General features: G+C 58.2%; 12 protein-coding genes. 2 read left to right on the top strand and 10 right to left on the bottom strand.

What is annotated here, in order from left to right:
- Positions 1–93 precede the first annotated feature (93 nt).
- Together QK296_RS21305 and QK296_RS21300 are read right to left on the bottom strand one after the other, a co-directional pair.
- Positions 94–495: a hypothetical protein gene (locus tag QK296_RS21305; protein ID WP_003188714.1), complete on the bottom strand. Its 402-nt coding sequence runs from the start codon at positions 493–495 to the stop codon at positions 94–96.
- Positions 488–1,675 carry an MFS transporter gene (locus QK296_RS21300; protein ID WP_003188715.1) on the bottom strand — a complete coding sequence of 396 codons (1,188 nt, stop codon included), beginning with the start codon at positions 1,673–1,675 and terminating at the stop codon, positions 488–490. The genes QK296_RS21305 and QK296_RS21300 overlap by 8 nt, the downstream gene beginning before the upstream one ends.
- A 111-nt stretch (positions 1,676–1,786) precedes the next feature.
- On the opposite strand from QK296_RS21300, the gene QK296_RS21295 reads away from it, so the two are divergent.
- Entirely contained in the window at positions 1,787–2,644 is an 858-nt protein-coding gene (locus tag QK296_RS21295) for a LysR family transcriptional regulator (RefSeq protein WP_169913485.1), read from the top strand.
- Here QK296_RS21295 and QK296_RS21290 read toward each other — a convergent pair.
- From QK296_RS21290 to QK296_RS21275, 4 genes are all read right to left on the bottom strand, one after another.
- Entirely contained in the window at positions 2,641–3,270 is a 630-nt protein-coding gene (locus tag QK296_RS21290; protein ID WP_032900431.1) for a hypothetical protein, read from the bottom strand. The genes QK296_RS21295 and QK296_RS21290 overlap by 4 nt on opposite strands.
- The gene (locus QK296_RS21285) at positions 3,263–4,597 is read right to left on the bottom strand and encodes an AAA family ATPase (protein WP_003188718.1); all 1,335 of its coding nucleotides are present in this window, start codon (positions 4,595–4,597) and stop codon (positions 3,263–3,265) included. The genes QK296_RS21290 and QK296_RS21285 overlap by 8 nt, the downstream gene beginning before the upstream one ends.
- A gap of 91 nt (positions 4,598–4,688) precedes the next feature.
- Positions 4,689–5,501 carry an SDR family oxidoreductase gene (locus QK296_RS21280; RefSeq protein WP_169913483.1) on the bottom strand — a complete coding sequence of 271 codons (813 nt, stop codon included), beginning with the start codon at positions 5,499–5,501 and terminating at the stop codon, positions 4,689–4,691.
- Positions 5,502–5,515: 14 nt separating this feature from the next.
- Positions 5,516–5,980: a multidrug transporter gene (locus tag QK296_RS21275; protein WP_282391282.1), complete on the bottom strand. Its 465-nt coding sequence runs from the start codon at positions 5,978–5,980 to the stop codon at positions 5,516–5,518.
- A gap of 256 nt (positions 5,981–6,236) precedes the next feature.
- Between QK296_RS21275 and QK296_RS21270 the strand changes: the two genes are divergently transcribed.
- Entirely contained in the window at positions 6,237–9,698 is a 3,462-nt protein-coding gene (locus tag QK296_RS21270) for a hypothetical protein (protein ID WP_282391281.1), read from the top strand.
- A gap of 103 nt (positions 9,699–9,801) precedes the next feature.
- On the opposite strand, the gene QK296_RS21265 is transcribed toward QK296_RS21270, so the two are convergent.
- The 4 genes from QK296_RS21265 to QK296_RS21250 all read right to left on the bottom strand — a co-directional run bounded on the left by QK296_RS21265 (position 9,802) and on the right by QK296_RS21250 (position 14,830).
- Positions 9,802–11,253, bottom strand: a complete 1,452-nt coding sequence (locus tag QK296_RS21265) for a mannose-1-phosphate guanylyltransferase/mannose-6-phosphate isomerase (protein WP_032893494.1) — start codon at positions 11,251–11,253, stop codon at positions 9,802–9,804.
- Between the two features lie 186 nt (positions 11,254–11,439).
- Complete coding sequence (locus QK296_RS21260; protein WP_034134560.1) at positions 11,440–12,096, bottom strand: alginate O-acetyltransferase AlgF; 657 nt, start codon at positions 12,094–12,096, stop codon at positions 11,440–11,442.
- Between the two features lie 17 nt (positions 12,097–12,113).
- Positions 12,114–13,286 carry an alginate O-acetyltransferase gene (locus QK296_RS21255; protein ID WP_047712627.1) on the bottom strand — a complete coding sequence of 391 codons (1,173 nt, stop codon included), beginning with the start codon at positions 13,284–13,286 and terminating at the stop codon, positions 12,114–12,116.
- Positions 13,287–13,297: 11 nt separating this feature from the next.
- Positions 13,298–14,830 (bottom strand): MBOAT family protein, encoded by a 1,533-nt coding sequence (locus tag QK296_RS21250; RefSeq protein ID WP_003188730.1) that lies wholly within the window; start codon positions 14,828–14,830, stop codon positions 13,298–13,300.
- Between the last annotated feature and the right edge of the window lie 72 nt (positions 14,831–14,902).

The following is a 14,902-nucleotide window of genomic DNA, read 5'->3' as shown; positions in this document are numbered from 1 at the left end:
AGATCAAAAGCAGATCAAGATCAAGAGCGACTCGCTTCGCATCGTGGTTACCGTCGCCCATCGCAGGCAAGCCAGCTCCCACATTTGACTGCGTCAGGCTTTGATAAAGGTTTCGTGCAAGTGCCGCCAAAGCAGTGCGCCACTGGCCTGTTTCTCAAATATCACCGTGGCGCGGCGGTCGGTCTGGGTGCCGCTGTTGTCAATCTGATGCTCGCGATACGTCACTGTGGCGCCGCGCGCATGGTGGTCGATGCCGGTCATTTCACTCAGGGTGATTTTCAATCCTGGGCGCATCCCGCCCAGGCGCGTAAACAACGCATTGACTCCGGCCCTGTTGACCCGCGTACCGGTGGCGGGCGCGATCATGCTGAACTCGGGTGAGAAGCGCGCGAGCAAACTCTCCAGCGTTCCGGGAGGCGCAAGCCCGGCAAACCATTGCTCGATCTCGACGTGGGTCTGGATCACTTCTTCAAAAAAATCGCTGTAGTCAATCATGCTTGGGCTCGCTGCAAGGGTGAAGCAGCATGCGAACTCTGGAAGCATCCAGGCGCAACACTGCGAAAAGCGGCAACAGGGTCAGAGCTGCCGCCATCGTGAAGGTTATGGCGAAGGAATCCAAGGCCGACAGTATCGCGCTGAGTACGGCGGCGCCGACGCAGAAGCTTACTTGACGGTTCATGTTCCACAACGCACTGGCGTGGCCCATGCGCTCGGCGGGGATATCCAGAAAGGCCAGGGTTTGCGCGGTGCTGCTGCACAGGCTGCCGCCCAGGCCCATCAAGGCGTAGGCCGCAATAATCAGCGCAGGCTCGTTGAGCAACAGGATGCCAGCGCATTGCAGCGCCATGCCCGCCAGTAGCAAGGGTTTGGGGCCGCAGCGATTGAAGAGTTTTTTGCTCAGGTAGATTGCCACTGCCGAGGCCAGCGCCCAGGGCAACATCAGTGCGCCGGTTTGGGTGGCGTCATAGCCCAGGCTGCGCACATAAAGGATGGCGATCAGGCTGGTGCCGATAAACACGCCGGGGATACATAGGTAGACCAGCATCGCCACGCGCAGCATCGGACTGGCAACCTGTTTGAAAATACTGCTCAGGTCCAGAGGTGGGCGCACGCGGGTGGGCGCGTCGGGTTTTATCCACAGCAAGGCCAGCAGCAGGGTGATCAGGGCCAGAGGCAGGTTGGCGTAGAAAATCCAGCGCCAGGACACACTGTCGACAATCACCCCACCCAACGCTGGCGATAACGCTGGCACCAGCAACGCCACCGACATCACCCGCGCCGTCAGCTGGCTGCGCTCGGCGGCGGGGAAGTGCCGGTAAGCCATGGCCTGGCCCACGGGAATCAGCAAGCCGCCACCGAGCCCTTGCACCGCGCGCCAGCCTATCAACGCCTCAATGGAACCCGTCTGGCCCACCATCACCGAGGCGCCGGCGAACAGCAGCAGGCTGGTGGCGATCAGCGTGCGTTCGCCCATGATCGCTGCCAGCCAGACACTCAAGGGAATGATCAGGGTCAGGCCGAGTATGTAGGCGTTGCTGACCCACGCCAGTTGCGTGACCGAGGCGTGCAGCTCGCGGGTGATGTCCGGGTAGGCGACGGTGGCGACAAACATGTTTACCAGGTCCAGGGCAAAACCCAATAAAAAGATCCAGGCGACTTTCGAGCGATAGGTCATGAACGCGTTCCTGCGAGTGAAGCCGGCAGGGTAGGCCGCACGCAGGGTTTGGGATACGCCGGTTTGCCTGCTAGTTTGTCAAAAATATTTTGACAAAGGAGCGCGCCCAGCATGGTCAGTCTGGACCGTTTTGACACCTTCAAGGCCGTGGTCGAGGCCGGCTCGCTCACCGCTGCGGCAGATTTGCTGGGCCAGACTCGCGCCGTGGTCAGCTTCAACCTCAAGCGTCTGGAGGCGGAACTTGGCGTCACCCTGCTGACCCGCAACACCCGCCAACTGGCGCTCACCGATGCCGGCGAACGCTTTTATCTGCGCTGCACGCGCATGCTTGAAGAGGCCCGCCTGGCGGTAGAAGAAGCCCGCAGCGAACATGCCCAGCTCAAGGGCACCCTGCGCATCACCACCACTGTCGAATATGCCCTGGCCGTCGTTGCCCCGGCGGTAGAAGCCTTTCGGCGCCTGCATCCGGACCTGAATATCCACTTATCCACATCCTCCACCCACGCGGATCTGATCTCCGAGCGTTTTGACGTGGCGATACGGCTGGGGCGCTTGCTGGACTCCAATCATCGGGCGGTGCAGTTATCGACGTTCGAGGTGTTTGCCGTCGCGGCGCCGCAATTTGCCGCAGTTCAAACTCTGGCTGAGTTGGAGCAACTGCCCAGGCTGGGCCATGGCCGCTTGACCGAGCTGAGCGTCACCGACCCGGCAGGTCTCGAACACTCTTATCGAGCCGGCCCGTCCGCGTTGGTGGCCGACAGCGCGGCGGTCCTCAAGGCATTTGCCGTGCGTGGCCACGGTGTGGCGGTGTTGCCGCAGTGGCTGGTGCAGGAAGATCTGGATGCGGGACGCTTGGTACGCGTGCTGGCGGACCATCGCTTTGCCCCGCAAGGGGTTTACGCGATGTACCCGGACACGCGGCATTTGCCGCTGAAGGTGCGGGCGTTTATTGATTTTATGAAGGGTTAGCTGGTGAGCTGGCGGAGGACATTTACCAGAACGGGAGAGAAAGGTTTTAGACGATTCTGCGTATCTGGCAACCTCAAGTCTTCCAGTAGCGCCTGCAGAAGATCGCCGTTTTCGGCTTGAAGGTCATTGCCTTCCATACCGTAATCGAAAAGCAGCGTATCCAAAATGGACTTCCTGGCACTGAACAGTGTGCGATTGTTTTCACGACAATCGCCAAGATTGAGGACTTGGATGGACTTGATTGCCCTGGGGCTCAAACCTTCAACACGCCCAGAGAGATAAAATTTCAGCTCGGTTTCGCATTCATCCATCAGAGAGTTTAGTGGCAACGTCTGATGAGCATGGGCTTTGCCACACTGTTTAGTGCGGTTGCAACTGGCAACGATGTTTGAATAATCGAGCGCGCGCTGGGGAGTGGTGTCCCTGGCCGCAACGTGCTCGTTATGGGCAGTCTCTTGGGTAATTGCATGGCAACAATATGCACACAAGCCGTGTTGCTCTTCGATACAGGCCAGGCGAATACTGTTTCTTTCTTCGTGGGTCAAATCGCAGTAGCGACCTTTCGGGTTGTCGCGTATCCATTTCGTCAGTGCTGGCGGCTCATGTCCTTTGGTTATCTTACGCACTGCGCAACTCCAGCTTGCGAATCAGAAGAGCGGCCTTGGCCAACTCTATATGGCCTGAGGGTAGGTCGGTGGACAGCTCTTCGAATAGGGCTTTAGCTTCTTTCAGTTTTTTGTCTTGCAGTAATTCCAACAAGCGATCCAGTCGAGACTGAACCTCGCTGTTGCGCACATCTGTGTCCATGACGCTGAGTAGTACCTGATTGGCATCGAGGCCGTAGAGACCGTTGCGTTCTTCCAATTCGCCATCGTCGAGGACATAGCACAGGACGTCTTTGGTATCGCTGATTACCAAGGGGGAGTGGGTGGTCAGGATAAATTGGCAGTTGGGGAAGGTTTCGGTGAGTTGGTGTATCAGGCGGCGCTGCCATTGCGGGTGCAGGTGCAGGTCTACCTCATCGATCAGCACGACGCCTTCTCCATGAAGCGGGTTGCTCAGTGACGGATTCATAATGGCTAAGCGACGGGCAATATCGCCTACCAGTGCCATCAGGGACTTTTCTCCTTGAGACAGTTGCAAAATACTAAGTGGGCTGCCGGCCTTGTCTATCATCATCTGTAATGTTGGCTGGCGTACAACACGAAGATTACTAAAACCAGGCATAAAGGTGGCGATGGCGGTTCGCACGGCGGTTAGCTGACTATCCTGAGATTGAGCGTTGACCGATTCAATTTCTTTCCAGAATGCGTTGTTTCTACCTAATTTAATTGATAATTTTTCCATCGTGGAACGAGAAATTGCACCTTCATTTTCTATATCTTCACGGTCTCGAAACCATTCAAAAAAATGACCGAAATCCACGCCAAGATTGAGTGACTTATCGTAGCCATCCAGCTGATAGAAGGTTCTTCGTTTTTTGATTTCCAGCGGGACTTTCAATACTGAGCGTTCTGTTGGGTAATAGGCAATAAGCGGTAAAGACACGTTGCGATCAGAGAAAGTTAAAACGTCTCTAATATTGTCCGCCAAATTTCGAACATCAGTTAGGTCGTTGCGACCTACGGGTTTTAGTCCTCTCTGTGTACGAGTCAAAACCCACAGCGAATTTTTATTATCGAAGTAAGCAACCTCAATTTCCATGATCGCTGTACCAGCGTCATTATGAATGAGCTCGTCCTCAATCGGTTCTCCGCGCCCGTGCTCTGTCCGAAGGCTTTCTACAAACCAGCTGAGAGAAGTCGCCAATGACTTCAAAATCGTCGTCTTCCCCGCCCCATTATTCCCCACAAACACCGTCACCTTCGAGGCATGCTTTTCGGTAGGCGCAAAGGCGACTTCCAAGTCGGTAAAACGACCGACGTTATTCAGTCGAATTTTTCTGATTTCCATCGCATTACCCTTGTGGGGCCAGTCAGTTTCTAGAGGCAGGCGGCGATTATGGCACTCATCCGGGTTTTTGGCAGGTAGGCTTCACGCTTGCTTACAACACGCCACTCAAGCCAAAGCGCTTCTTCAACACCTTCTCCAACAACCCCTTGGGCAACAGCGCCGCCATCAACGGCAGCGCCCGGCTGCCGTTGCCCGAGCGCAGCAGGCGCGGTGGTTGCCCTTGCTGCACCGCCTTGAGCACGTCTGCGGCAAATTCACTGGCTGGGGTTGGCTTGTCCTGGGATGCTTGGCTGCGTGCACGAATGCCCTCGCGCAACGGCCACCATGGCGACTGTTCCTGGATCAGCAACTCGGCCTGGGCGCCGGCATTCTTTGCAAAGCTGGTATTGATCGCACCAGGCTGCACTTCCATCACGCGCACGCCAAAGGGTGCCAGCTCCATGCGCAGGGCGTCGCTCAAGGCATGCACAGCGGCTTTGGACGCGCAGTAGGCGCCGGCGAACGGTGTCACCAATACGCCGGAAACGCTGCCGATATTCACCACAATGCCCTTGCTGCGACGCAACGCGGGAAACAGCGCCCGGGTCACGCCGACGATGGAAAACACATTGGTTTCGAATTGGCGCTGCATCGCTTCGGTGCCGCCGTCGAGCAACGGGCCCATGGCGCCGTAGCCGGCGTTGTTGATCAGTACATCCAGCTCGCTCCATTGCTCCGACAAGCGTTGCAGGGCGGCGCTGTCGTTGACGTCCAGTGGTAGGGCATTAAAGCCTGCGGCGGTGAGCGCGGCGACGTCATCGGGTTGGCGGGCGCTGGCCCATACCTCAAAGCCTGCGGCTTTGAACGCATCGGCGAGGGCACGGCCGATGCCGCTGGAGCAACCGGTGATCAGTACATTGGGCATGGGTCCATCCTTTGTCAGTCCGAGAAACTGCCTTGCAGGTGCTCGGCGCGAAATTCCAGGGTTTGTGGGCGATAGCCAGGGCGCAGCGGCGGCGTGGGCAGGCAGTCTTCCCAGGTGGCGCCCGCCTGCAATTCGCCGGGGCCGCGATAGCGTGGGGCGGCGTAGACGTTGTCGGCCAGGTTGACCGTATCGCCCGGTGCATAGGCGGCGACGCGCCAGCGCAGTTCGGTGAGCGGTACGTCGTTGCCGTTGTTGAGGGTCAGTTTGAGCGGTCGGTCGGCGGGGCAGTCTTGCGGGGCGTAGGTGATGCGCAGCTCAAGGCGCGCCAGTTGCGACGCTTCGCGGTTGTCCAGCCATACCACCCACACTGCGACAAACCCCAGGCCGACGGCGGCGGCCAGCGATACTGGCAAAGCCTTGGCCGGGTAGCGCAGCAGCAGGATCAGCCAGGTGATGATCAGGAGAACGCCGAAGAACATGGAGGCCACCTCAAGTAAGTAACCAGCATCCTAACTTAAGCTTAGGTGGGATTGGCTACCTTGAGCGATGTGTTGGGACTGGATGACGTCATCGCAAGCAAGACAATCGAGTGGCAGCATCGTTTTTAGACATAAACCTAAATAAGTTTTTATGGCGTTTTTTTGTATGAATCGACACTCAAGACGCACTTAAACCTGTCGGAACGATTACATCGACAAGTCCAAGTCCCAGTCATCTTGCGTGAGATAGAAACCCATGATCACCCATGCTTCCAGTACGTCCTTCCTGCAACCGCCGCGGCTTCCTACAACGCCCTTGGCGCCGGTGGTACCACCGGCAATGGGCCATGAAGACACTCAACCCTATTCGCCATCGAATGCGCGCGGGTTACCTCGGCTTCGACGCAGTACTGAATTGGAAAACCCTGCTACTGGCGACGCGTCGCTTATCGCCGGGCAGCCCCTCAGTTATTGGCAAGAGCTGACGGGGAGCATCCAGACCAACTATCGCTTGGTCGGGGCGTTGCAGCAAATTCACGATGCCTTGGTCAAGGAGTCGAATCTGGATATTACGACGTTGTTGGAAACGAAAAAGTTTTCCGTTCATGAGTATTCCGCATTCGCGCGCGCCTATGGAATTGAAGCGGGCGATGAAGATTCGGTTGCCTGGTTCTTGCGGGAAAATCAGTTGCTGATTCCGAAAGACATCGGGCAACTGGCAAATTTGATTGCAGTGCTCAAAGAACCCTTGCCCGAGCCCGCAGAGCACGGCAACCACTGGGGATTGTTGTCTGAGTCAGCGACACTGGACAGTGAGCAACGCAAGAAGGTCAGCGAAATAACACAGGCAGAAATGGCGCGGCTGTCGCCCGGGAAAGGCATTTTCAGCGCATTTTATGAGCAGCATGGCGCTTCGCTCCAGGGCAAGAGCGCCGCACAAGTCCTCGACAGCATGATGGGAAGTACGCAGATTACGGGTTTGGGCCAAACGCTGAAAACTGCGCTAACTGTCGACGATGCATCGCTTTCAACTGACCCCTCGAACTGGGCGATGGCGGCCATGGTACTGGAGCTGGACCCACTGGCCGGCAACCAGCGTGGTGTGGTGGCCGGCTATGATCTTTATCAGGCAGCCAACAGGGATGTACATCCTTCGGTAGTGGTGTCGCGTCTGGAGCAACACCTGGTAGAACAGGGCAAAGTGCCTGCCGAAATGGCTGCCGCCGCCGCCCGCCTGCTACTCGCGGGGTCTGAGCCTTCCTTTATCGTCAAGGGGTTACCCGACAACCTGACGCTCAAGTCGACGACATTTGCCAGGCTCTCGGCAGTTGTGCAAGCCCAGGAGTTTTGGGCGCCGGGTATAGCGACGCATACCGATTTCAAAACGTTTATGCGCTTGGCCGAGCATAGCCCTGTCACGGACACACAGGCGGCAATCGAGGCCAAGGCCCAGACCCATGCCTTGATTCAATGGGCAATTGCCCAGGACAAGATGGTTCAAAAGACTGATGACGCGTATACACCGGAAGATGTGGCCGCGATATACGAGGCTTTTAATGCGCAACTCAATGCCTTGAAAAAAGCCCACGACCAACTGGCCGCCACCATGCCGACTCGCCGGGACATCGCCAATAAAAATCTGACAGCGGCCTATGGTGCTGGATATTCATTCAATGTGCGCAACATAAAGATTGCCAATATCGATGCCAGCGAGAGCAAGGAGCACTCGCTTGAAGAGATCTACATGGCCGGCAAAATGAACCGTATTCCCCGAGGGGAGCGGTACGATTTCCAGCTCGGCAACCGCTTCCCCAGGGTCAAGCCGTTGCCTGATGTGAATCAGCAGTTCAAGAGCGAATTTGATAGTTACTTCAAAAATATGAAGGAAGGGCTGACGACGACAGTCAAGCATCAGTTGTCGCAGCTTCCTTTGGAAGATCGCCAAACCATCGCGTCGGGCAAGGTCGAGTTTTTTTCCTTACGTAAATCCAGCACGGCCGAAGCTCAGGGAACGGAGTCTGCGGACGAAGCACGAGCCGCCAAAGCACGTTACGGGCTGTTGATGCGCGTGCAAACCAAGATTGATAAGAACGGCAGCGATCAAGACCCTAAAAACATCCGCCATGTTTATTACGAAGTGTTCCCTCTGCAAGGTGTTATTCGTCGACGCGAAGACCTGCCCAGGCATTTGCCCAACCCCCCACCGAGAGTCGCAAATGCCGAGACCTACGAAACGACGCAGGCCAAGGGGATCGGTATATGGGTCGATTATGCGGCCTATGAAAATGGCACGCAGGCGCGACCTGAGCAGTACAGCGACGGGTTGCTGACAGCTCCGATCAGCGCTCCAAACATGCCTGAACCTCGCGCAGGACAGCACGCCGATGCCGTCACCGACCTGAACCCTCGTTTTGATAGGATCGCCGAGGTGGTAGCCGGCCATCTGCTCCATGATCGGGAGGCGATGGAGGCCGGGGCCAAGGGCGTCACCGAAGTGGAGAAGGAGGAGGCTGGCATCAAGGCGGGTCATGATTTTGTGACCGGGCTGATTCCCTTTAAAAATGCGATCGAAAACGCAGTCAAGGGCAATACTGGCGCGGCGATTCTGGACTTTGCACTGGATATTTTCGGTTTCATCGTTCCATTCGCCAAAGGGGTTGGTCAGGCGGGCAGGGCGCTGAGCAAGTTGAGCGAAAAACTCGGAACGCGAGCGTTCAAAGCCTCCGACAGTGTCGTGCGGTCATTGGCCGGCGGCTTGAACCCTGCCGATGGGCTGGGGGATCTGGTCGAGGGGTTGGCAAAAGGGGGGAAGTCGCTGCTCAAGAGTAGCTATCGCGAGCTGCAACAGATATTGCACAAGCAATCGTCCAAGGTGGGCAACCCTACCCAGGTGACGAACGCAGCATCAAACGGAGCAGGGACCGGACGTCAGTTGCCCGACTACAGCGAGCACGCACTGCCTGACGGCTTTCTTGAAGGTCGTACGATAAGGGGGGATGGCACGTATCAAGTCGGCGAAGAGTTCTATGTGCGCTTCACTGATGGTACGGGAAAGGACAGGACCTTTCAGGTTGAACGGCACTACAAGGGCGCGGGCAAGCCTGTGCGTGTTATCGACCCCAATAGCCAGAAGCAGGTAATGATGCTGGTTCCGACCGGCAACGGCGAATGGCGATTGGCTGGCAACGCCGGCGGTGGCAAAAAAACTGCGAATGCGGAGAGTGTCAGGCTTGCACCACAACAAAAACCGGGGCGCAAAGGTAATCCTCCTTCGCCTGCAGTGGTACCCCCCGGTCAGGTATTGGCCAATCATCACAATTGGCAGTCGGTGTTGGATTCGGGCTTTCATAACGGGCAACCTGTTTACATTCATTACACCAGCAAGGAAGGCGCAGAAGCGATAGCCCGGGCCCAGGGCATCAATGACTTAACGCGTAATGAAACGCGCGCGGGTTCGAAGGGCGGTGTGTACGTTAACCCTCCAGGCCAGCAGCTCAACAGTGAAAACGTTGAAACCCTTTTGTTTCTGGGCAACGAACGCTATGCCGGAAGGGGGGAGTACAAGGTGATATTCAGCACTGACCAAGTCCCGCGGGAGTTAGGCCCTGTCACGGCAGGCAGCTCGATTATCGAGCTTAAGATGGACAAAGAAATCAAGCTGACGCCGTCGAACTTCCTGTATCTGGGGCCGAATAAGTTTCCAGACTATTTTGGTTGAAGGCGTCTTGAAAGCGTGGTGAGCAAGTAGGAAAAAGCCCCCACCCAACCCACTGCGGATAGGGGACGCAATGGGCTGGACGAGGGCTTCTTGTACGACTGTTTTACTGCGCGATAGTTTTCACCGATACGCCACGTTCAACCGGTGTCGAGCGCCCGTAGATATCTTCGAAGCGCTCGATATCGTCCTCGCCCAGGTAGCTGCCCGATTGCACTTCGATGATCTCCAGCGGGATCTTGCCCGGGTTGCGCAGGCGGTGCACCGAGGCAATCGGGATGTAGGTGGACTGGTTTTCGCAGAGCAGGAACACGTTCTCGTCACAGGTGACTTCGGCGGTGCCGCTCACCACGATCCAGTGTTCGGCGCGGTGGTGGTGCATCTGCAGCGACAGGCACGCGCCCGGCTTGACCGAGATGTGCTTGACCTGGAAGCGCCCGCCCATGTCCACCGAGTCGTAGGAACCCCACGGGCGATAGACTTCGCAGTGGTTCTGGGTTTCGCTGCGGCCTTGCTCGTTGAGGGTGTTGACCATCTGCTTGACGCCCTGGACCTTGTCCTTGTGGGCAATCATCATCGCGTCCTTGGTTTCCACCACCACGATGTTATCCAGGCCGATCACCGACACCAGTTTGCCGTTGCCGTGCACCATGCAGTTGCGGCTGTCCTGGATCACCACGTCGCCTTTGCTCACGTTGCCGTTGGCGTCTTTATCGTTGACCGCCCACAGCGAGGCCCAGCAGCCTACGTCGCTCCAACCAGCAGCCAATGGCACCACGCAGGCGCGTTGGGTTTTTTCCATCACGGCGTAGTCGATGGAGTTGTCCGGGCAGCAGGCGAAGGTGGCGTCGTCGAAGGTCACGGTGTCGGCGGTCTGCTCGCTGCGTTCCAGGGTCAGCACGCAGGTGTCGTAGATGTCCGGGTCGTGCTTTTTCAGCTCTTCGAGGAAGCGACTGGCGCGGAACAGGAACATGCCGCTGTTCCAGAAGTAGCCGCCACTTTTGACGAACTCGACCGCACGTTTTTCATCGGGCTTTTCCACGAACTGTTGCACGCGGCTCACGCCTTCAGGCAGCAGCGAATCGTTGGTGGACTTGATGTAGCCGTAGCCGGTTTCCGGGCGGGTGGCTGGCACGCCGAACAGCACCATCTCGCCACGCTCGGCGGCCACGGTGGCCAGGGCCAGTGCGCGTTGCAGGGCTTTCTGGTCGTCGATCACGTGGTCGGCGGGCAGCACCAGCATCAAGTCGTCACGGCCTTCGTTAACCAGCATCATCGCGGTCAGGGCCACGGCCGGCGCAGTGTTGCGGCCGAACGGTTCCATCAGGATGCGCTGGCAGTCGAGCTTGCGTGCGCTCAGTTGCTCGTTGACGATGAAACGGTGGTCTTTGTTGCAGACCACGATGGGGGCGTCCATGCCTTCGAACACCAGGCGTTCCAGGGTTTGCTGGAACAAGGTGTGTTCGCCGGTCAGGGCCAGGAATTGCTTGGGAAACTGTTTACGCGAAAGCGGCCAAAGACGTGAGCCGCTACCACCGGAAAGGATTACTGGGATCATGGTGTTTCTCCTTGAATCGATATGGGTCAGAGCTACGAAGGTTTGTCGTTTCACTCTTGTTTTTGTCTCGGTCCTGAGCTGAAACCCGTTCAGTGTGGGAGCTGGCTTGCCTGCGATGGCGCCTTCAAGACCGCCATCGCAGGCAAGCCAGCTCCCACAAGGGGGCGTGTCAACTCAGGGAAATAGTTAGCGGGTCGACACGGGGCGTTTCACCCACACTGGCGACAGGCTTGAACCTGAGCCGGTGACATACAGCACCGCCGCTTCACCGCGTTCCAACGCAACCGGCTTCACATCGCCGACTTTCTTGTCACCGTCATACAACGCCAGGCTCACTTTCACCGGGTTGATCTCACGCTCGCCACGGCCCTTGGCAGCCACCGACTTGACCACATCGGTCTTGCCGTCGGCGGTTTTCAGGGTCAGGGCCTTGTCGCTGAGGTTCTGTACGCGCACCAAGGATTTTTGCTTGTTCTTGAACGGTGGCTCTTCGATCAACTGCGGCTGGCCGCTGCCGCTGTTGACCAGGGTGTAGTAGTGGTCGGCAGCCAGCTTGACCGGTAGGGTCTGGCTGCCGACCTTAGCGCTGTAGTCACCGCCGGGCATGAAGCTGAAGTCGCTGCTGGCCAGTGGCGCAACGTCGCTGAGGTTGGTGCTGCCAACGGTGGCGCTGACTTCCTGGTTGCTGGCGTTGTAGATGCGCACAAAGCTGGAGCCTTTTGGCGCAGTCGGGCCGTACAGGGCGGCGTCACCGCCAGCGAAGGCCGACAGGGATACGAAGCTCAGGCCCGCAGCGATTGCCAGGGTTTTAGCGAGACGACGAGGAGTAGTAGTGAAAGTCATTGTGAGTTACCTCTCTTTCAGTTTTGCGCCCGGTCGGGCGTCTCGGATTCAGATGTGTTGATTGCCATGTTCTGTTGGCGCGAACCGGCTTGTTTAAGCTGCGCAACCCAGGCCGGGTCGGCATCACCGATTTCGTTGTTAACGGGCAGATAACGTTCAGGAAACTCCCAGATCAGCACCTGCGGCGGGCTGTTCTTGAAGTCATCACTTTTGAGGTAGCTGAGCATCGGCAGGATCGGGCCGTGGCCGTCTTCGGCATAGCTGACCACGTCGCTGTGCAAGGCTTGCTTGAGCGCACCGACGAAGTTCCAGTTGGGGTTGGCGCTGTAGCTGGTGCCTACCAGTGCCACCGGGGTTTCGCTGTCGCTGAACAGCGCGTCATCACCTTTCTGTTCGGCCAGGTGGGTGACGCGTTTTTCCAGCGGCTCTTTAGGCGGCATCAGGTTTTCGAACAGCGGGTCCAGGGGCAGGAACAAACGCAAGTCGCCTTTATGCGGCTCGGTCTTTTCCGCCTCGGTGACAAAGCGCTGCGGCTCGCCGCTCAGTGGGGTCTTGTCGGCAATCGCCTTGGCCAATTGCTTGGCGGCGACTTCGGCACCGTCCGGTGTCCAGTGAGTGTCGGTGCGCAGGAACACTTGCTTGCCACTCAGCTTGGCCTGTTGCAGCGGGCCGAGCAGGTCCGGGGCCGGAATGTTGTCCGCCGCCACTCGAGCATGGAAATCCTGGTACAGATTGGCGTGCACGCTGGCCGGTTTCACTTCACCCAGGTGCTCCGGATACAGGCGCACCTTGGCCGGCACGATCGCCATCACCAGTTGGATACCCTGGGCCTTGAGCTTCTGGCGTACGCCTTCGACCAGCGCGTAGTTGCCTTGCAGGTTCTGGTCTTCGTTGACGGCGGGGTTGAACTCCTCGTCGCTGTACAACCAGTGATCACGGCCCAGCACCACACCAGGGCGGCCTTCATTGAACAGCTTGTAGTCCAGCGCCGCCCACAGGTTGGTGCCCAGGCGCTTGATCGGGAACTCGTCGTCGTAATGGGTCTCGACGGCTTTGGTCCAGCGACCGTTGAGCACAGTGGCATCGGCATTGGTGCTGAAGCCAAAGAAGCTGCGCAGCGACCAGGCGCCGAGTGCCAGCAACAGCACCAGGAACAGGCTGATGTAGAGGACGCGTAATGAACGGGTCATGGTCGGCTCCCTCAGAATTGGAAGTAAAGGAACGGCGAGAAACTCTGCGCCGACAGTTTGAGAATCGACGCCACGAACAGCAGCAGCACCGCAGCGCGCATGGCGTAGCGTGGCCAGTCAGCGGTCCAGTAGGCCGGTTGCACGGCAGCGTCACGGCCCACGCTGAAACCCGGCTCGTGGATGCTGCCAGGGTTGTCGCCGGGTACGGCCTTGATCAGGCTCGGGTCGGCTGGCTTGGCCTTGTCGGCCGGGCGGTTGGTGTAGAAGTCGCGCAGGCCGAAGAACGCCAGTGTTGCATAGGCCACCACCAGGGTTGCCACTTGCAGGCCGGTAAGGTTGGCGCGGTTGAGTTCCGACAGCGACCACTCGCTGAAGCTGAACATCGCACCGTACATACGCCCGGCAACGTGCAGGTTTTCGGCGCGGAAGATCACCCAGCCCATTACCACCAGCAGGAAGGTGAAGGCCCAGCGCAACACATTGAAACTGCGCGGCGCGGTGTTCAGGCCGATGGCTTTTTCAATCGCCAGCCACATGCCGTGCCAGGCGCCCCACACGATGTAGGTGATGTTCGCGCCGTGCCACAGGCCACCGAGCAGCATGGTCAGGAACAGGTTGCGGTAGGTGGTCAGCGTGCCTTTACGGTTGCCGCCCAGGGTGATGTACAGGTAGTCACGCAGCCAGGTGGACAGGCTGATGTGCCAGCGCCGCCAGAACTCGGTGATCGACTGGCTGATGTAGGGCTGCTTGAAGTTTTCCATGAAGCGGAAACCCATCATCAAGCCCAAGCCAATGGCCATGTCGCTGTAGCCGGAGAAGTCGAAGTACAGCTGCGCGGTGTAGGCCAGCGCGCCGAGCCAGGCATCGCCCGTGGTGGGGTTTTGCAGGGCGAAGCAATGGTCGGCCACCACCGCGAGGGTGTCGGCAATAAAGACCTTCTTGATGAAACCCTGCATGAACCGCGTGCAGCCCTCGGAGAATTTATCCAGGGTGTGGGTGCGGTTGTTGAACTGGTCGGCCAGGTCGCGAAAACGCAGCACGGGACCGGCGATCAGGTGCGGGAAGATCGCCACGAACGCCGCGAAGTCGATCAGGTTGCGGGTCGCCGGGGTGTCGCCACGGTACACGTCGATGATGTAGCTGATGGACTCGAAAATGTAGAACGAGATCCCGATCGGCAACAGCACGTGGGTGAGGATGAACGGCTCCAGGCCCGCCGACTTCATCATCACGTTGATGCTGTCGACGCCGAAGTTGGCGTACTTGAAGTAGCCGAGGATGCACAGGTCGACCGCCACGCCGAGCAATAGCCAGCGCTGCGCCGGCTTGGTGCGAACGCCCGCGGCACCGACCTTGAGGCCGATCCAGTAGTTCCACAGCGTGACGGCCGCGAACAGCGCCAGGAAGTCCACTCGCCACCAGGCGTAGAACACGTAGCTGGCAATCAGCAGCAGCAGATTGCGATAGCGTTGCCCGCTCAAATAGTACAAGCCGAGGAAGATCGGCAAGAACAGAAACAGGAACACATTGGACGAGAAAACCATCCCGATCTCTCCATGTTTAACCAACAGTCAAGGGCCAGAGCCCCCCCAAACCCCCCACGATGTCGGGGGAGG

This window comes from Pseudomonas sp. AL10, from assembly GCF_029960685.1.
In the GTDB taxonomy this organism is placed as follows: domain Bacteria; phylum Pseudomonadota; class Gammaproteobacteria; order Pseudomonadales; family Pseudomonadaceae; genus Aquipseudomonas; species Aquipseudomonas lactis.
Note: the sequence above shows the minus strand (reverse complement) of the source record. Positions and strands in the feature narration are given on the sequence as shown.

Excerpts from the sequence above, each read along its gene's own strand:
- QK296_RS21305 (WP_003188714.1), bottom strand. The coding sequence starts at position 495 with ATGATTGACTACAGCGATTTTTTTGAAGAAGTGATCCAGACCCACGTC.
- QK296_RS21300 (WP_003188715.1), bottom strand. The coding sequence starts at position 1,675 with ATGACCTATCGCTCGAAAGTCGCCTGGATCTTTTTATTGGGTTTTGCC.
- QK296_RS21295 (WP_169913485.1), top strand. The coding sequence starts at position 1,787 with ATGGTCAGTCTGGACCGTTTTGACACCTTCAAGGCCGTGGTCGAGGCC.
- QK296_RS21285 (WP_003188718.1), bottom strand. The coding sequence starts at position 4,597 with ATGGAAATCAGAAAAATTCGACTGAATAACGTCGGTCGTTTTACCGAC.
- QK296_RS21280 (WP_169913483.1), bottom strand. The coding sequence starts at position 5,501 with ATGCCCAATGTACTGATCACCGGTTGCTCCAGCGGCATCGGCCGTGCC.
- QK296_RS21275 (WP_282391282.1), bottom strand. The coding sequence starts at position 5,980 with ATGTTCTTCGGCGTTCTCCTGATCATCACCTGGCTGATCCTGCTGCTG.
- QK296_RS21270 (WP_282391281.1), top strand. The coding sequence starts at position 6,237 with ATGATCACCCATGCTTCCAGTACGTCCTTCCTGCAACCGCCGCGGCTT.
- QK296_RS21265 (WP_032893494.1), bottom strand. The coding sequence starts at position 11,253 with ATGATCCCAGTAATCCTTTCCGGTGGTAGCGGCTCACGTCTTTGGCCG.
- QK296_RS21260 (WP_034134560.1), bottom strand. The coding sequence starts at position 12,096 with ATGACTTTCACTACTACTCCTCGTCGTCTCGCTAAAACCCTGGCAATC.
- QK296_RS21255 (WP_047712627.1), bottom strand. The coding sequence starts at position 13,286 with ATGACCCGTTCATTACGCGTCCTCTACATCAGCCTGTTCCTGGTGCTG.
- QK296_RS21250 (WP_003188730.1), bottom strand. The coding sequence starts at position 14,830 with ATGGTTTTCTCGTCCAATGTGTTCCTGTTTCTGTTCTTGCCGATCTTC.